15 protein-coding genes are annotated in these 17,594 nt (G+C 71.0%); 13 read left to right on the top strand and 2 right to left on the bottom strand.

Going from position 1 to position 17,594, the window contains the following annotated elements; all coding sequences use genetic code 11:
* Nucleotides 1–273: 273 nt before the first annotated feature.
* The 7 genes from HNR22_RS16335 (at nt 274) to HNR22_RS16305 (ending at nt 9,039) form a co-directional block, all read left to right on the top strand.
* A complete protein-coding gene (locus HNR22_RS16335; RefSeq protein WP_179781087.1) occupies nt 274–1,473 on the top strand; it encodes a SpoIIE family protein phosphatase in 1,200 nt (399 codons plus the stop codon).
* Nucleotides 1,470–3,203, top strand: coding sequence for a sensor histidine kinase (locus HNR22_RS16330; RefSeq protein ID WP_343059839.1), 1,734 nt, complete (start codon nt 1,470–1,472; stop codon nt 3,201–3,203). The genes HNR22_RS16335 and HNR22_RS16330 overlap by 4 nt, the downstream gene beginning before the upstream one ends.
* Complete coding sequence (locus HNR22_RS16325; RefSeq protein ID WP_179781086.1) at nt 3,200–3,652, top strand: response regulator; 453 nt, start codon at nt 3,200–3,202, stop codon at nt 3,650–3,652. Before HNR22_RS16330 ends, HNR22_RS16325 begins: the two co-directional genes overlap by 4 nt.
* Nucleotides 3,645–4,454: an inositol monophosphatase family protein gene (locus HNR22_RS16320; RefSeq protein ID WP_179781085.1), complete on the top strand. Its 810-nt coding sequence runs from the start codon at nt 3,645–3,647 to the stop codon at nt 4,452–4,454. The genes HNR22_RS16325 and HNR22_RS16320 overlap by 8 nt, the downstream gene beginning before the upstream one ends.
* 227 nt (nt 4,455–4,681) lie before the next feature.
* Complete coding sequence (locus HNR22_RS16315) at nt 4,682–5,686, top strand: coiled-coil domain-containing protein (RefSeq protein ID WP_179783576.1); 1,005 nt, start codon at nt 4,682–4,684, stop codon at nt 5,684–5,686.
* Between the two features lie 36 nt (nt 5,687–5,722).
* Nucleotides 5,723–7,285: a fused MFS/spermidine synthase gene (locus tag HNR22_RS16310; RefSeq protein WP_179781084.1), complete on the top strand. Its 1,563-nt coding sequence runs from the start codon at nt 5,723–5,725 to the stop codon at nt 7,283–7,285.
* A gap of 71 nt (nt 7,286–7,356) precedes the next feature.
* Nucleotides 7,357–9,039, top strand: coding sequence for a serine/threonine-protein kinase (locus tag HNR22_RS16305; RefSeq protein WP_179781083.1), 1,683 nt, complete (start codon nt 7,357–7,359; stop codon nt 9,037–9,039).
* 44 nt (nt 9,040–9,083) lie between these two features.
* On the opposite strand, the gene HNR22_RS16300 is transcribed toward HNR22_RS16305, so the two are convergent.
* Both HNR22_RS16300 and HNR22_RS16295 read right to left on the bottom strand, forming a co-directional pair.
* Nucleotides 9,084–9,752 carry a potassium channel family protein gene (locus tag HNR22_RS16300; protein ID WP_343059838.1) on the bottom strand — a complete coding sequence of 223 codons (669 nt, stop codon included), beginning with the start codon at nt 9,750–9,752 and terminating at the stop codon, nt 9,084–9,086.
* Nucleotides 9,753–9,769: 17 nt separating this feature from the next.
* Nucleotides 9,770–11,104 (bottom strand): potassium transporter TrkG, encoded by a 1,335-nt coding sequence (locus tag HNR22_RS16295; protein ID WP_179781082.1) that lies wholly within the window; start codon nt 11,102–11,104, stop codon nt 9,770–9,772.
* A 141-nt stretch (nt 11,105–11,245) separates the two neighbouring features.
* Here HNR22_RS16295 and HNR22_RS16290 point away from each other — a divergent pair, with 141 nt between their 5' ends.
* From HNR22_RS16290 to HNR22_RS16265, 6 genes are all read left to right on the top strand, one after another.
* Entirely contained in the window at nt 11,246–12,370 is a 1,125-nt protein-coding gene (locus HNR22_RS16290; protein WP_179781081.1) for a glycerophosphodiester phosphodiesterase, read from the top strand.
* A 484-nt stretch (nt 12,371–12,854) separates the two neighbouring features.
* Nucleotides 12,855–14,054, top strand: coding sequence for a substrate-binding domain-containing protein (locus HNR22_RS16285; RefSeq protein ID WP_179781080.1), 1,200 nt, complete (start codon nt 12,855–12,857; stop codon nt 14,052–14,054).
* 3 nt (nt 14,055–14,057) lie between these two features.
* On the top strand, nt 14,058–14,801 hold the full coding sequence (locus HNR22_RS16280) for an ABC transporter ATP-binding protein (protein WP_179781079.1): 744 nt from the start codon (nt 14,058–14,060) through the stop codon (nt 14,799–14,801).
* Complete coding sequence (locus HNR22_RS16275; RefSeq protein ID WP_179781078.1) at nt 14,798–15,526, top strand: ATP-binding cassette domain-containing protein; 729 nt, start codon at nt 14,798–14,800, stop codon at nt 15,524–15,526. The genes HNR22_RS16280 and HNR22_RS16275 overlap by 4 nt, the downstream gene beginning before the upstream one ends.
* Nucleotides 15,526–16,416 carry a branched-chain amino acid ABC transporter permease gene (locus HNR22_RS16270; RefSeq protein WP_088950297.1) on the top strand — a complete coding sequence of 297 codons (891 nt, stop codon included), beginning with the start codon at nt 15,526–15,528 and terminating at the stop codon, nt 16,414–16,416. The genes HNR22_RS16275 and HNR22_RS16270 overlap by 1 nt, the downstream gene beginning before the upstream one ends.
* On the top strand, nt 16,413–17,516 hold the full coding sequence (locus HNR22_RS16265) for a branched-chain amino acid ABC transporter permease (protein ID WP_179781077.1): 1,104 nt from the start codon (nt 16,413–16,415) through the stop codon (nt 17,514–17,516). The genes HNR22_RS16270 and HNR22_RS16265 overlap by 4 nt, the downstream gene beginning before the upstream one ends.
* Nucleotides 17,517–17,594 lie beyond the last annotated feature (78 nt).

Here is a 17,594-nt window from a genome sequence, read left to right as displayed (position 1 = left end):
TGGTGGGGCCTGGGGTGGCACCATCCTGCCCGTCAGCGGCCACCGATGGGACGGCCGGTAGGCCCTCCATCGACCGCCCGCCCGGTTTGTCATCCGACGGGCAGTGATGAGGCCCATCCCCGCCCGCGCCGGAGCCATCGTGTTGTGTGCGACCGTTGTCTAATACAGGATCAGCAGGGCACTCGGAAGGAGCCCGACATCACCAGCGAACTCCCGCGCCTCGCGGCGGTGACCCGGCCGACCCGGGGAGCCGGTCTGACCGGTTCCCCAGTAGTGCCGTACCCGCACGGCGGTCTGGCGCGGCACGCCAATCTGCCACCGGGCGAGCGGTTGCGGGTGCTGCTGGTGGAGGACGACGAGGGCGACGCCTTCCTGGTCGGCGAGCTGCTCGCCGAGACGAACTCGATGATCGACCTGATGGTCGCCACCAGCCTCCGGGAGGCGCGGCAGCGGATCGCCGACGTCGACTGCGTCCTGCTCGACCTGGGCCTGCCTGACGCGCAGGGGCTGGATGGGCTGCGCCAGGTGCTGGAGATGTCCAGCGGCGCAGCGGTCTGTGTGCTGACCGGCCGCTCGGACGAGCACCTGGGCGTCGTGGCGGTCGCCGAGGGCGCACAGGACTACCTGGTCAAGGGTCAGGTCGACGGGGTGCTGCTGACCCGGGCGCTGCGCTACGCCGTGGAGCGTAAGCGCGCCGACGAGAACGCCCGGCGGCTGCGCGAGGTCGAGTTGCGCCAGGCCGAGTCGGCGCGACTCGAGCGCGGCCTGCTGCCCCAGCCGCTGATGACGACCGACCAGGTGGCGGTGCACACCTTCTACCGGCCCGGCCGGCACGCCGCGTTGATCGGCGGGGACTTCTTCGACGTGGTGCAGACCCGCCCGGACCGCATCGACCTCATCGTCGGTGACGTCTGCGGGCACGGGGTGGACGAGGCCGCGCTCGGTGTGGAACTGCGGGTGGCCTGGCGGGCCCTGGTGCTCGCCGGAGTGCCGGACGACGAGGTGCTGCCCGCGCTGGAGCAGGTGTTGATGAGTGAGCGCCGCCTCCAGGAGATCTTCGCGACGGTGGCCACCACGAGACTTGACCTGGACGCCAACCGGGCCACCGTCCGACTCGCCGGGCACCCGCCGCCTCTGCTGCTCTCCGGCGGCCGGGTCGCCCCGGTGCCCGCGCCCGGCGGCCGACTGCTGGGCGTACGACCCCGCCGGCCGATCGCCTACGACCTGGAGTTCGACACCGATGACTGGTCCCTGCTGATGTACACCGACGGCCTCATCGAGGGGCGGGTGGGAGCGGGCAACGAACGCCTCGACGTGCCGGGGCTGACCGGCCTGCTCGACGAGCCCACCAACCGGTCGGTGTCGCTGCCCGAGCTGCCGGCCTGGCTGGTCGGCCGGGCCGAGCGGCTCAACGGTGGCGCGCTCGCCGACGACGTGGCCATGCTGCTGGTCAGCCGGGGCGGTGGCCGGTGAGGCCGGTGGTCGGCGGCTGGAGTCTGCGCCGCCGGGTCATCAGCCTGCTCACCGTCGTGGGCTTCCTGTTGATCGCCCTGGCCGGCGCGGAGGCGGCGATGGCCGCCCGCAACCGCACCCAGATCGACGCCGTCCTGAACGAGACCGGCCCGTTGCGGGTGCAGTCCCAGGAGTTGCTCAACGCGCTGCTCGACCAGGAGACGGCGATCCGCGGCTACGCGGTCAGCGGTGATCAGGACGACCTGACCCCCTATCGGGAAGGGCTCGCCCAGGAAAAGAGCGTCGTCGCCTCGATGCGGACGCTCCTGGACAACTATCCGCAGATCAGCCAGGAGCTGCGGACCGTGGAGGACCGCATCGCGCAGTGGCGGCAGTCGGTCGCCGAGCCGGTGATCGCCACCACCGAGCGGAGCGGCACCAGCGCGGGCCAGGCACTGGTCACCGAAGGTGCCCGGCAGCAGTTCGACGACGTGCGCACGGCGGTCAACGACCTCCAGGAGGAGGTCCTGGCCGCCCGGGAACAGACCGCGAGGAACGTGCGCACCAGCAGCAACGTGCTGGTCGTCCTGCTGATCGTGGCCGCACTGGTGGTGGTCGTGGCCGGTGCGGTCCTGCTGCTGTCGCTGGACCGGATGGTGGTCCGGCCACTGACCGGCCTGGCCATCCAGGTCCGCGAGGTCGCCGAGGGCGACTACCAGCACCGCATCGCCACCGTCGGCCCGCCGGAGTTCATCCAACTCGGCGAGGACGTGGACGCGATGCGTCAGAAGATCGCCGCCGACCTGGCCGAGGTGCGGGCTGCCCGCGAGCGCATCGAGTGGGTCAACAGTCAGCTCCAGAAGCAGGCCGAGGAGCTGACCCGGTCCAACCGTGACCTGGAGCAGTTCGCGTACGTGGCTTCGCACGACCTCCAGGAGCCGCTGCGCAAGGTGGCCAGCTTCTGCCAGTTGCTCCAGCGCCGCTATGCCGGGCAGCTCGACGAGCGGGCCGACCAGTACATCGCCTTCGCGGTGGACGGCGCGCAACGCATGCAGCGCCTGATCAACGACCTGCTCGCGTTCTCCCGGATCGGCCGGCTCACCACCGGTTTCGTCGAGGTCGACCTCAACAAGGTGATGGGCGACGTGGCCGGCCAGACCGAGGCCGCGCGGCAGTACGCCGACGCCGAGCTGACCTGGACCGACCTGCCGGTGATCTCGGGTGAGGAACCGCTGCTCACCAACCTGCTGGCCAACCTGGTCAGCAACTCGATCAAGTTCCGGCGCGCGGACGTCGCGCCCAAGGTGCACATCTCGGCCCGGTTGGTGGGCGCCGAGTGGGAGATCAGCTGCCAGGACAACGGCATCGGGATCGAGCCGGAGTTCGCCGACAAGATCTTCGTGATCTTCCAGCGGCTGCACTCGAAGGACGCGTACCCGGGCACCGGGATCGGGCTGGCCATCGTCAAGAAGATCGTCGAATACCACGGTGGCCGGGTCTGGGTGGACACCGACGTACCGGAGGGCACCGCGATCCGCTTCACCCTGCCGGCACTTCCGGCGGACGTGCAGGCGGCTGCCGCTGTCGACTCGCCGGAGGAGCCGCCGGCTCTGGCCGCGGGCGACACGACGGCCTCGAACGAGGATCCGGCAGAGCCGGCGGAGCAGTCGGGAGGGCCGGACCGGCCGGACCGGGCCGACGGGGCGCCGGAAGGCGGTAGAACGGGTGACATGAGGGAGACGGTGGGATGACCGCGCCGGCGGATGGCAAGAGCCCGATCGAGGTCCTGCTCGTGGAGGACGACCCGGGTGACGTGTTGATGACCCAGGAGGCGTTCGAGGAGCACAAGCTGCGTAACCGGCTGACCGTCGTCTCCGACGGCGCCGAGGCGCTCGCCTACCTGCGGCAGGAAGGCCAGTACGCCGACGCGGTGACGCCGGACCTGATCCTGCTCGACCTCAACCTGCCCCGCCGCGACGGCCGGGAGGTGCTGGAAGAGATCAAGAAGGACGAGGACCTGCGCCGGATCCCGGTCGTGGTGCTCACCACCTCGCAAGCCGACGAGGACATCCTGCGCAGCTACCAGCTGCACGCCAACGCCTACGTGACCAAGCCGGTGGACTTCGAGCGCTTCATCTCGGTGGTCCGTCAGATCGACGAGTTCTTCGTCAGCGTGGTCAAGTTGCCGCCGCGTGGCTGACACCCTGCTCGACGACGTTGGCGACCTGCTCCGGGAGGCCGCCGACCAGGTCGTGCTGCCACTGTTCCGCAAGCTCGACGACGCCGACGTGTCGGAGAAGGCGCCCGGTGAGGTGGTCACCGTCGCCGACCAGCGGGCCGAGGAGCTGCTGTCGGCGGGGTTGCGTCGACTGCGTCCGGGCTCGATGGTGGTCGGCGAGGAGGGCGTCGCCGACGACCCGGCGCTGCTGCGCCACCTGGGCGACGGCGGGGACGTCTGGTTGGTCGACCCGGTCGACGGCACCGCCAACTTCGCCGCTGGTCGCCGGCCGTTCGCCCTGATGGTGGCGCTGCTGACCGACGGACGGCCGAACGCCGGCTGGATCCTCGACCCGCTCGCCGACACCCTCGCCGTCGGCTCGGCGGACGACGGCACCCTGCTCAACGGCCGCCCGGTCGACACCACCGCCTCGCTGCCGCCGCTCGGCGAGCTGCGTGGCGCGGCGATGACCAAGTTCCTGCCGTCGGAGATCCGGGACCGGGTCCGCGCCGGCGGTCAACGCCTCGGTGAGCTGCTGCCCGGCCAGCACTGCGCCGGCCGCGAATACCTGGACATCCTCACCGGTGAGCAGCAGTTCGTCCTCTTCTGGCGCACCCTGCCGTGGGACCACGCTCCAGGCACCCTGCTGGTCCGCGCGGCCGGTGGCGTCGCCCGCAGGTTCGACGGCGCCGACTACCACCCCTCCGACGACGGCCGCGGGCTGCTCGTCGCGGCCAACGAGCAGATCTGGGACGAGGTACGCGACGCCCTGCTCAGCCCCTGATCCGGACGCTGCGCGAGGCGTCTGGACGCGCTGCGCGATGGCGCTGGAACGCTCTGTCGACATCTGGGCGGCCCGGCGGTCAGGGGGATGGTCAGCAGCCCACAGTCCGGTATCGTGACCGGCGGTCTCCGCCAGCAGGCCGCCGACCGGCGCCGGCGGGGACGCCGCCGCGCAGTGGTTCACCGGGGGCCGGCGGTCGACGGAAGGACGCTTTCGTGCCCAGGACCATGCTCCGCCCGCGGCTCGGTCGCCGCAGTCTGTTCGCTCTGCTCGCCGCCGTCGCGCTGGTGCTCGGCGGTGCCGCCGTGCCCGCGTACGCGGAGCCCGGCGAGGGGGGCAGCAAGAAGCTGCAGGACGCGTTGGAGCTGACCGCCAAGGGGCACATCGAGGCGAAGGCCAAACTGGACAACTCCAAGCGTCGCCAGACGGCGCTGACCGGCGAGCTGGCGGCGGTCGAGGGTCGACTGGTCGGGCTGAGCGCCCAGGTTGGCGAGGTGGCCGCCCAGTCGTACCGGGTCGGCCGGCTCACTCCGGCGACCATGCTGCTCAACACCAGCACACCGCAGGCGTTCCTGGAACGCGTCAGCGACCTCGACATGATGGCCCAGCGGGACAGCAAGCGGCTGCGTGACCTCGTCGAGACCCGGGAGCAGGCGCAGCAGGCCAAGGTCGCCATCGACGCCGAGGTCCGTGAGCAGCAGAAGCAGCTCGCCGTGATGGCGAAGAAGAAGAAGGAGGCCGAGGCGGCTCTCGCCGAGGTCAGCTCGGGCAGCAGCAACGGTTTCAGCGGCGGCAGTTCCACCTCGGCGAAGCCGGCCCCGCGCAACTCCGACGGGTCCTGGCCGTCGGAGTCGTGCTCGGTGAAGGACCCGACCACCTCCGGCTGCATCACCCCGCGCACCCTGAACGCGCTCAAGGAAACCCAGGCGGCCGGCTACAAGCGGCACGTCTCCTGTAAGCGCGAGGGCGGTGGCGGCGAGCACCCGAAGGGGCGCGCCTGCGACTTCGCGGCCGCCACGAACGGCTTCGAGGACCGCAACGCGACCGGTGGCGACAAGGCGTACGGTGACAGCCTCGCCGCCTGGCACGTGCGCAACGCCGACCGTCTCGGCGTGCTCTACGTCATCTGGTACCGGCAGATCTGGCACCCCGGCACGGGGTGGCGTTCGTACAGCGGCAGCGGCAGCCCCGCCGCATCCCACACGAACCATGTTCATCTCTCGATGTACTGACCCGGAGCACCAGCTTCGCTGCGTACCATCGCGACGATGAGCACCCCACCGTCCGACGTAGCGGCCCCGCCGGCGTCCTCGGCCCCGCCCGTTGCGGTCACCGGCCGGGCGCTGCCCAACGGCCTGGCCGCCTTCCTGGTCTTCTTCTCCAGCGGCGCCGTGCTGGTGCTGGAAACCGTCGCGCTGCGCCTGGTGGGCCCCTACGTCGGGGTGACCCTTCAGGTGACCAGCTCGGTGATCGGCATCGCGTTGGCCGCGATCGCGTACGGGGCCTGGTCCGGTGGTTGGCTGGCCGACCGGCGCAACCCGCGTGGCCTGCTGGCACCGGCGCTGGTGCTGGCCGGCATCGCCACCGCGATCACCCTGCCCGTCGTCCGGTACGCCGGTGAGGTGCTGCGGGGCGGTGCGGCCAGCGCGATCCTGCTGCTGGTGGCGCTGGCCGTGTTCGTGCCGGCCGCGTTGCTGGCGGCGGTCACGCCGCTGGTCGTGAAGCTCCAGCTCGCCGATCTGCGCCGCACCGGCCAGGTGGTCGGTCGACTCTCCGGGATCGGCACGCTGGGCGGCATCACCGCCACCCTGCTCACCGGCTTCGTGCTGGTCGCCGCGCTGCGCAGCACCGTCATCCTGCTGACCCTCGCGGTCGCGCTCGGGCTGGTCGGCCTCGGCCTCGGCTGGTACCTGCGCCGGCAGGAGCCCACCGAGCTGCCCGGTCCGGCCCGGACCCGGGCCGCGCTGGCCGTGCTCGGCCTGGTCGGGGCAGGGCTGACCACCGTGGCGCCGAACCCGTGCGACATCGAGACGGCGTACCACTGCGCCCGGGTCACCTCCGATCCGGACCGGCCCACCGGACGGACGCTGTTGCTCAACTCGGCCCAGCACTCGTACGTGGACCTCGCCGACCCGAAGCACCTGGAGTACGCGTACACGAAGTGGATCGGCGCGGTCGCCGACGTCGCCGCGCCGGCCGGCCAGCGGCTGGACGCGCTGCACCTGGGCGGCGGCGGGTTCACCGTGCCGACCTACCTGACCGCGACCCGGCCGGGCACCGGGAACGTCGTGTTCGAGATCGACGGCGGGCTGGTCGAGCTGGGCGAGCGGGAGTTGGGCGTACGCCCGGGGCCGGAGCTGCGGACGGTGGTGGGCGACGCCCGGATGCTGGTCGTCGGCGAGCCGACGGACAGCCGTGACCTGGTGGTCGGTGACGCCTTCGGTCACCTGGTGGTGCCCTGGCACCTGGCCACCCGGGAGATGGCCGCCGAGGTCCGGCGGGTCACCCGCCCCGGCGGCGTGTACGTGCAGAACGTCATCGACTACCCGCCGCTGCGGTTCATCCGCGCCGAGCTGGCCACCGTGGCGGCCGAGTTCCGGCACGTCGCCCTGATCGCGCCGCCGGAGGCGCTCGCCGAGCAGCAGGGTTCCAACTTCCTCATCGTCGGCTCCGATGCGCCGCTGCCGCTGGAAGCCGTCCGCACCCGACTGGGCGAGGTGGACCCCAAGGTCAGCCTGCTGTCCGGCGCGGCGCTGACGGATTTCGTCGGTGAGGCGATGGTGCTGACCGACGACTACGCCCCGGTGGACCAACTGCTGGCGACCGCCTGAACGAGTGACAATCCTGACCGATTCCGATCCTCGGGGTGTAGGTCGGTGGGTTGTGGGCAACAACGCACACCATGGGTGGTGGGGACCGAAAGGGCGCGCAACTGCTCGATCAGCGGTACCGGCTGATCGAGCAGCTCGGCGCGGGCGGGATGTCGGTGGTCTGGCGCGGGTACGACGAGGTGCTCGGCCGCCAGGTCGCGGTGAAGGTGCTGGCCTCCCGGTTGGCCAGCGACCGGGCCTTCCGCCACCGGATCCGGATCGAGGCGCAGGCCGCCGCGCGGCTCTGCCACCCCAACATCACCAACGTGTACGACTACGGCGAGTCCGAGCAGGTCGGTCTGACCGTGCCGTACGTGGTGATGGAACTGGTCGACGGCGCCTCGCTGGCCAGCCGGCTGGGCCGGGAGAGCCAGCTTCCGTGGCGGGAGGCGGTGACCATCGGCGCGGAGGTCAGCTCGGCGCTGGCCACCGCGCACGCCCGCGGTGTGGTGCATCGTGACGTGACCCCGGGCAACGTGATGCTCACGTCGACCGGGGTCAAGGTTGTCGACTTCGGCATCTCCGCGCTGGTGGGTGAGAGCGAGAAGGGGCCGGACGGCGCGCTGCTGGGCACTCCCGCGTACCTCGCCCCGGAACGGCTGGACAACGGTCAGGTCTCCCCGGCCACTGACGTGTACGCCGTCGGGCTGCTGCTCTACCGGATGCTCACCGGCCGGTTGCCGTGGCAGGCCAGCACCACCACCCAGATGTTGCGGGCGCACATGTACACCGACCCGGATCCGATGCCGGAGGTGCGGGGGCTGCCCGACGAGGTGACCGACCTGGTGCGGCGCTGCCTGGCCAAGCAACCCGCAGACCGGCCGGCGACCGGCGAGGTGGCCCGGACCCTCGCCGACGCGGCCGGGATGCTGGCGGCGGTGCCGGTCTCGCCGGCCGGAGGGCCGCTGGACCCGGCCGCGCTCGCCAGCGCGGGCACCACGATCCTGCCCTGGTCGGCGGAGACTGACGCGTTGCCGATATCCCGTACCCGCCAACGGGACCAGCGGGTGCGCCAGCGGGTGGGCCGTCGTCGGCGGGTGGAGGCCGGGGTGGCTGCCGTCGGGCTGATCGCGGTCACCGGCGTCATGTGGGGGTTCACCTCGCGTACCCCGGCCAGCGGTGAGGGCCGGCCGACCACCGAGGCCCGGATGGGCCTGCCGGCGAAGGTGCCGTGCGAGGTGGCGTACGCGCTGCGCACGGACTCCGGCACCGACTTCGCCGCCGAGCTGACGTTGACCAACACCGGTGAGAGTGAGCTGCGGGACTGGGCGATGAGTTTCACCTTCCCCGGTCAGCAGACCGTCACGAAGGCGGAGCCCGCGCCGGTGCAGCAGCACGGCAGCACCGTGCTGGTCCGGCCGGTGGCCGAGCGCACCACGCTGGCGCCCGGCGCGGCCGAGAAGCTCACCCTCACCGGAAAGTACAGCGGGGCGAACCCGCTGCCGGTCGAGTTCCGGCTCGGCGACGTGACCTGCGGCGTACGCGTCTCCGGGGTGGCCGGCAGCACGGCGTCCACCGCCCCGCCGAGCACAGCGGCCACCACGGCGAAGACCCTGCCGAAGGCCCCGCCCAAGGCCCCGCCGAAGGCGGCGACAGCCGGCGGCGGCCAGGGTCCGGGTGGCTCCAGCTCGGGCAGTGGCGCGACGAAGGCCAAGCCTGAGAAGCCCGGCAAGGGCAAGGGGTCGGGTGGTGGTTCGGGAAAAGCGGGAAAGTGACCAAGGGTAAGGGGAAGGGGAATGGCGGCAAGAAATGACGCCGTTCAGCGTCGTCCCGCGAACCGTTGCACCTGGTCGATCCCACCCTCCACCACCAGCAGCCCACCCTGCGCCAACGCCGTGTCGTCCGAGGCGTAGCGGAAACGCTCACCGGGCGCCTTCGCGCCGATCACCCGGACCCCGGAACGCTCCTCCGGACGCAGGTCGAGCAGGGTGCGCCCGACGAGCGACTCCGGCACCCGGACGGTGGCGATGGCGAAGTCGTCGTCGAACTCGATGAAGTCGAGCAGCCGGCTGACGATCAGGTGCGCCACCCGCTCGCCGGTCTCCGCCTCCGGGAAGATCACGTGATGCGCGCCCACCGACGACAGGATCTTGGCGTGTTTCTGCGAGGTGGCGCGTGCCCAGATCTGCGGCACACCCAGCTCGACCAACGCCAGCACGGTGAGGACGCTCGCCTCCACCGACGCCCCGATGGCCACCACCGCCCGGTCGAAGCTGGTGATGCCGAGCTGTCGCAGCGCACCCTCCTCGGTCGAGTCGGCCTGGACCACCCGGTCGAGCTGGGCGGAGAAGCGCTGCGCCTGATCCGGGTTGCGGTCGACGGCCAGCACGTCGTGGTCCATCCGGGTGAGCGACGCGGCCAGATGGCAGCCGAAGCGACCCAACCCGATCACCACGATGCCCCCGCCGTCCGATCGTCTCGCCGACACCTCGACCCTCCTCGCTCCTAGCCGACAATGGGTTGTTCCTGGGGGTAGCGGTAGAGCCTGCGCCGGGTGTTCAGGGCGATCGCCGACCCGAGGGTGAGCGGCCCGACCCGGCCGATGAACATCAGCACGGTCAGCACCAGCTGGCCGCTGGCCGGCAGCTCGCCGGCCAGACCGACGGTGAGCCCGGTGGTGCTGAACGCGGAGGTGACCTCGAACAGGGCCGCGACGAACCGCGCACCCTCGGTGAGCAGCAGCAGGAGCATGGTCCCGGCGGTCACCAACGCGACGCTGAGCAGGGCCACGGTCACGGCCTGCCGCTGACTCGCGGTGGCCACCCGGCGGTGCCCGACCGTCACGTCGGGCTCGCCGCGCAACTCCGCCCAGATGGTGAACGCGAGCAGGAAGAACGTGGACACCTTGATGCCGCCGGCCGTGCTGGCACTGCCGCCGCCGATGAACATCAGCACGATCAGCAGTGGGTAGCTCTCCTCCTGGAGGGCGGCGATGTCCAGCACGCTGAAGCCGCCGGTGCGACTCAACGCGATCTGGGTGAACGACGCGAGCACCTTGCCCCCGGCGTCGTACGAGCCGATGGTGCTGGCGTTGGTCCACTCGGAGGCGAGCAGTCCGAGGAAACCGATCAGCAGCAGGGCGATGCTGCCCCAGATGGTCAGCTTGGTGGCCACCGCCCACCCCACCGGCTTGCGCCATTCCCGGACGGCCTCGAACAGGGCGGGAAACCCCAGTCCGCCGACGATGGCCCCGAACGCCAGCGGCAGCGACACCCACGGATCACGGTCGAAGGCCAGCAGACCCTCGGTGTAGAGCGCGAAACCACCGTTGTTGAATGCCTGGACGGAGTGGAACACGCCCGACCACAGGGCCCGCCCGGGCGGATAGTCGTACGCCCACCAGAGGCGGCCGGCGACCACAGCGGTCATCACGGCCTCGCAGGCGAAGACCGTGATCGCGATTCGGCGCAGCAGCCGACCCACGTCACCGATGCCGAACTCCGCCGTCTCGGCCTGCACCAGCAGCCGGTTGCGCAGGCCAAGCTGGCGTGAGACCACCAGGATGACCAGCGCCGCCGCGGTGAGGATGCCGAGACCACCGAGCTGAGTCAGCAAGGTAATCACCAGAAGGCCGGCGCCGGACCAGTAGTTGGGGGTGTCGTTGATCGCCATCCCCGTCACCGACACCGCCGACGTGGCGGTGAACAACGCGGTGACCAGGGGCGGGCGCTGATGCTCGATGGTCGACCAGCGGGTCATCAGCAGCCCGGTACCCAGCAGGATCGGCACCAGGAACCCCAGCGGCACCAGCCGCACGGGGTTGCGGAAAAACCGGCGCACCAGACAATCTTCCTTTCCCGCCCGTCGCCCGGAGCGGGAACGCTCATTCCGGAGATTCACCTCCCGGCCAACCCTCGACCAACTGCCGGCCAATCCGGGGCGGTCTGCTGAAGCGGCTCACCCCCACGACAGGAGACGGCGTTGCGACGTACCCTTTCGACCCTCGGCCTGGCCGGCGTGCTGCTCGCCGCCGCCGCCATGGCCGTGCCCACCATCGCCGCCGCCGAGCCCTCGGTCGGCGCGGACCGCACCCGGGCGAACGACCGGCCGATCGTGATCGGTCACCGAGGTGCCAGCGGCTACCGGCCGGAACACACCCTGGAGGCGTACCGGCTGGCGATCCGGATGGGCGCCGACTACATCGAGCCCGACCTGGTGTCCACCTCCGACGGCGTCCTGGTCGCCCGGCACGAGAACGAGATCTCCGGCACCACCGACGTGTCGACGCACCCGGAGTTCGCGGCCCGCAGGGCGACGAAGACCATCGACGGTGTCGCCGTGACCGGCTGGTTCACCGAGGACTTCACAGTGGCCGAGCTGAAGACGCTGCGGGCCAAGGAGCGACTGCCGCAGGTCCGCGTGGCGAACACCGCGTTCGACGGCCGCTTCGAGGTGCCCACCCTCCAGGAGGTCATCGACCTGGCCAGGACCGAAGGGCGGACACGGGGCCGCACCATCGGCATCTACCCGGAGACCAAGCACCCGACCTACTTCACGTCGATCGGCCTGCCGCTGGAGGAGCCGCTGCTGCGGGTGCTGCGGCAGAACAAGCTGGACCGCAGGAACTCGCCAGTCTTCATCCAGTCGTTCGAGACGGCCAACCTGCGACGGCTGAGCCGGATCACCGACGTGAAGCTGGTCCAACTGCTCGACGCCGCCGGCCGCCCGTACGACTTCACCGTCGCCGGTGACACCCGCAGCTACCAGGACCTCGTCACGCCCGCCGGGCTGAAGTGGATCGCCGGGTACGCCGACGGCATCGGGGCGAACAAGAACCTGCTCGTGCCCCGGGACGCCGCCGGCGCCCTGCTCGCCCCCACAAACGTCGTGCGCGACGCGCACCGTGAGCGGCTGCTCGTGCACTCCTGGACGTTCCGCGCGGAGAACCAGTTCCTCCCGGTGGACTTCCGGATCGGCACCGACCCCAACGCGCGCGGCGATATCACCGCCGAGTACGAACTCTTCCTCGGCCTGGGCCTGGACGGCGTCTTCAGCGACCACCCGGACACCGCCGTCGCCGCCCTCGCCGGCCTCGCCGGGAACTGACCCCTCCGCCCGTCGGCGGGGAACCTGCCCGCCGAGCCGACCTCGGCCCGGAGCTGATCCGCTCCGAGCCGACCGCCGGGCCGATCACGCCCGGCCCACCGCTGGCCCGCCGTCCGCCACCCGGACGGCGGGCCAACGCAAGATCACGCTGGATCCAGGATGTAGTGGCATCGCCGCGAGTTCGATGCCACTACAACCACGATCGAGCACGATCTTCGAGCGTGCAGCGCGGCGGCCCACGACGGCCCCTGTGGTTGACCGATCGGGGCAGATGGGGCGAGGCGACACAGACCTCGGGTGGTCCGTGGAGGTTCAGGCCACCGGGAGCGCCGGCTCTCCGGTGACCGTGCGGCCCGTTGTAACCCCCGGCCACCTCATTCCTGTTACTTGTGTGTTTCCGCCACATAGCTCGTGGGTGACGTCACTTCTAGCGTGAGCCGTCACGAAGAAGTTCTCTCCCTCCGAGTCCTCATGTGGAGTCGCAATGACGGTCCGGACGACGCGGCGGGTGTTCCTCTCCGCCGCCACGATGATGGCCGCGGCGCTGGCCGCCACGGCCTGTGGTAGCCCGCAGGACACCGCCACCGGCGGCGGCGACAACGCCGCGCCGGTCAAGGTCGGCCTGGTGTACTCCCAGTCGGGTGCCCTGGCCAGCTACGGAAAGCAGTACATCGAGGGTTTCAAGGCGGGGCTGGACTTCGCCACCAAGGGCACCGGCAAGGTCGGTGACCGGAAGATCGAGTTGACCGAGGTCGACGACGCGGGCGACCCGGCCAAGGCGGTCTCCGCCGCGAAGGACCTGATCGGCAAGGGCACGAAGATCATCGCCGGTTCCACCGCCTCGGGCGTGGCGCTCCAGGTCGCGCCGATCGCCGCGCAGAACAAGGTCCTGTTCATCTCCGGCCCGGCCGCCACCGACGCGGTGACCGGCGCGAACAAGTACACGTTCCGCTCCGGCCGGCAGTCCTACCAGGACGTGGTGACCGCCAAGTCGTTCATCGGCGACCCGGCCGGCAAGAAGGTCGTGGTCTTCGCCCAGGACGGCGCGTTCGGCGACGCCAACGAGGCAGCTGTCAAGGCCGTCATCGGCAGCGCGGGCGCCACCGTGAGCAGTGTCCGGGCCCCGGCCAGCGCCACCGAGTTCACCCCGTTCGCCAGCCAGATCAAGGCGGCGAAGCCGGACCTGCTGTTCGTGGCCTGGGCGGGCACCACCGCCCCGGCGATGTGGCAGACCCTCGACCAGCAGGGCGTGCTCGCGTCCACCACTGTCGTCACCGGCCTGGACATCCGCGCCTCGTGGCAGACCTTCGGCACCGCCGGCGCCAAGATCTCCTTCCTGTCGCACTACTTCGACGGTGCCAGCGACACCGAGGCCAGCAAGGCGCTGAAGGCGAAGGTCACCACCACCGACCTGTTCCACCCGGACGGCTTCGCCGCCGCCCAGATGGTGGTCCGCGCGGCGCAGGAGGGCGGGGACGACGTCGACAAGATGGTCACCGCCCTGGAGGGCTGGAGCTTCGACGGGGTCAAGGGCAAGATGACCATCCGGGCCGCCGACCACGCGCTGCTCCAGCCGATGTTCCAGGCCAAGCTGACCGGCAGCGGCACCGAGTTCACGGCCACCGCGCAGAAGAGCCTCACCGGTGACGAGTCCGCGCCACCGGCCGTGGCCATGAAGGGCTGACCCATGCTCGCCACCCGCGGTCTGACCTGGCGGATCGGTGAGGTCGCCATCGTCGACAGCGTCTACCTCGACCTCGCGCCCGGGGAGTTCCTGGGCGTGATCGGGCCGAACGGCGCCGGCAAGACCTCACTGTTCAACCTGATCACTGGCCTGCGCCGGGCCACGGAGGGCCGGATAGTTCTGGACGGGCAGGACATCGGGGCGCTCCCGCCGCACCGGCGGGCCCGCCTCGGACTGGGCCGTACCTTCCAGGCGTCCTCGGTCTTCGGCTCGCTCAGCGTGCGGGAGAACGTCCGGCTCGCCGTGCAGGCGCACCGCGGGGGCTCGATGGCACTGTGGCGGCGGGCGGCGGCTGACCGGGAGGTCGCCGCCGCCGCCGACGCGGCGCTCGACCGGGTCGGCCTCGCCCACCGGGGTACGGCACTCGCCGGCACCCTGGCCCACGGCGAGAAGCGCAAGTTGGAGATCGCCCTGCTGCTCGCCGGTGAGCCGCGGGTGATGCTGCTGGACGAACCGATGGCCGGCGTCAGCGCCGAGGACATCCCCGAACTGGTGGCCGTCATCAAGTCGCTGACCGGCGACAGCAGCCGGGCGGTGCTGATGGTCGAGCACCACATGGACGTCATCCTGGAGTTGGCCGACCGGATCGCCGTCATGCACCACGGCGCGCTGCTGGCCTGCGACACCCCGGAGACGGTGATGGCCAACCCCACGGTGCAAGAGGCCTACCTGGGGGAGTCGCTGTGAACGAACCGATCCTCACTGTGGAGGACCTGTCGGTCCGGATCTCCGGGCTGCACATCCTCCAGGGGGTGTCCTTCGCGGTCGCCCCGACCGGCGTGACCGTCCTGCTCGGTCGCAACGGCGTCGGCAAGACCACCACGTTGCGCGCGATCGTCGGCCTCACCCCACCTGCCGGGGAGGTCCGCGGCACCATCCGGATGGGTGCGCAGAGCCTGCTGGCCCAGCGCACGCACCGGCTGGTCCGCGGTGGGCTCGGCTACGTGCCCGAGGACCGAGACGTGTTCGCCGGCCTCACCGTCGCCGAGAACCTGCGGCTCGCCGAGCGGCGCGGCACCACCCCGGCGTACGACAAGGTCTTCGCGCTCTTCCCGGAGCTGGACCGGCGCGGACGGCAACGGGCGGGTTCGCTCTCCGGTGGGCAGCAGCAGATGCTCGCGATCGGGCGGGTGCTGCTCAACGACAACCGGCTGCTGCTGGTCGACGAGCCGACCAAGGGGTTGGCGCCGAAGGTGGTGACCGAGGTGGCCGAGGTGTTGGAACGGGTCGCGGAGTCGGTGCCGGTGCTGCTCGTCGAGCAGAACCTGGCCGTCGTACGCCGACTGGCCCGCGACGCGGTGGTGCTGGCCGCCGGCAAGGTGGCCTGGACCGGCGACGCCCGTGAGCTGTTGTTGGAGACGGCGCTGACCAAGTCGTTGCTGGGTGTCGGCTCGGCGGAGGTGTCCCACTGATGGGGACCGTGATCCTGTTGGCGTTGACCGGGCTGGGCCTGGCGGCGCTGTACTTCCTGGTCGCGTCGGGCCTGTCCCTGGTCTTCGGTCTGGCCGACGTGCTCAACTTCGCCCACGGGCTGTTCCTCGGCGTGGGCGCGTACGGCACCTGGTGGGCGGCGGGCAACCTGCCGGGCGCGGGCTCCGACGGGTTCGGCTTCGTGCTCGCTGTTGCCTTCGGGGTGGCCGCCGGCACGCTGGTCGCGATCCTGGTCGAGCTGGTGCTGATCCGACCGCTGTACTCCCGCACCATCGAGCAGGTGCTGGTGACCGTCGGTCTGTCCCTGGCCGGGGTGGCGTTGTTGCAGGCCACCTGGGGTGCGGACGCACGCCCGTTCCCGCGTCCCGACTGGACTCGGCAGGTGACCGGGATCCTCGGCGCGCAGGTGCCCAACGGCGGCCTGCTGCTGATCATCGCGGCGGTGCTGGTGCTCGGCGCGATCCTGGCGTTCCTGCGCTGGACCCGGTACGGCCTGGTGATCCGCGCTGGGGTGGAGAACCGGGAGATGGTGACCGCCCTCGGCATCGACGTACGCAAGGCGTTCACGCTGGTCTTCGCGATCGGTGGGGCGGCCGCCGCCCTCGCCGGTGCGCTCGGCGGGGTCTACTTCGGCACCGTCTCGCCCGGTCAGGGCAGCTCGCTGCTGATCTTCGCGTTCATCGTGGTGGTGATCGGCGGGATGGGCTCGGTGGTCGGCTCCGCGTACGCGGCGGTCGTGGTCGGCCTGGTGCAGCAGTTCGTCAACTACTACGGCACGTCCGGGCTGGGCGACATCTGCGTGGTCGGGCTGCTGGCCGTGGTGCTGCTGCTGCGCCCGCAGGGCATCGCCGGAAAGGTGGCAACGGCATGACGGTGATCGACGCGCCTCCCGCGCAGGTGCCCGACGAGTTGACCCCGCAGCGGGGGCGGTGGCACCGGGTCCGCCCGTTCCTGCCGCTGGTCGCGCTGGTCGTGCTGGCGATCCTGCCGTACTCGACGATCTCCCTGCCGGGGATCTTCGAAGGGCCGGTCAACTCGCCCGGCACCCTGCAACTGCTCGCCATCTGCCTGATCTTCGGTGGCCTGGCGGCCGGGTACGACCTGCTCTTCGGCCGGACCGGCATGCTCTCCTTCGGGCACGCGCTGTACTTCGCGGCCGGTGTGTACGGCACCGACATCCTCATCACCCGGGCCGGTCTGCCGCTGTGGCAGGCGGCTTTGCTGACCATCACGGGCGGGACGATCCTCGCCGCGCTGCTCGGCGCGGTGGCGCTGCGCACCGTGGGTATCGCGTTCGCCATGGTCACGTTGGCCTTCGCCCAGGTCGGCGCGATCCTGGTGGCCCGGGACTTCGGTGGGCTCACCGGCGGCGAGGAAGGTCTGCCGCTGGACGTGTCCGGGCTGCCCGCCGGGCTGGTGGGGGTGACGAACACGGTCAACCTGTACTGGCTGGCGCTCGCGTACCTGACGCTGGTGGTCTTCGTGGTGCACCGGGTGAGCGGTTCCCCGACCGGTCGGGTGCTCGCCGGGCTGCGTGACGACGAGCGGCGGATCGGTGTGCTCGGGCTGGACCCGTACCGCTACAAGCTGGTGGCGTTCACCCTTGCCGGCGGGCTGGCGTCGGCGGGCGGGGTGGTCTACGTCCTGATCGTCGGCGGCGCGTCGCCGCACATCACGTCGTCTGAGCTGACCCTGTCGCTGCTGGTCATGGTGGTGCTCGGCGGGCCGGGCACCCGGTGGGGGCCGGTGCTCGGCGGCGTCCTCTACATGTACCTGGACCACCGGCTCACCGCGTTCGGCACGAGCGACGCGGTGGACAACCTCCCGGCCGTCCTCAGCCACCCGTTGAGCCAGCCGCTGTTCGTCCTGGGCACGGTCTTCATCCTGGCCGTCTACTTCTTCCCAGGAGGCCTCACGAGCCTGGCCCCCCGCCTGTCCCACCTGACCCGCACCCTCCGCCCCCGCCGATAACCCCGTTGATCAAGAGGTTTGCGTCAGAATCCGGCCGAATAGTGACGCAAACCTCTTGATCAACAGGGGGATGACGGA

It is taken from the genome of Micromonospora jinlongensis (assembly GCF_013410645.1).
Lineage (GTDB): Bacteria > Actinomycetota > Actinomycetes > Mycobacteriales > Micromonosporaceae > Micromonospora > Micromonospora zamorensis.
This window is presented reverse-complemented; position numbering and strand designations above follow the sequence as displayed.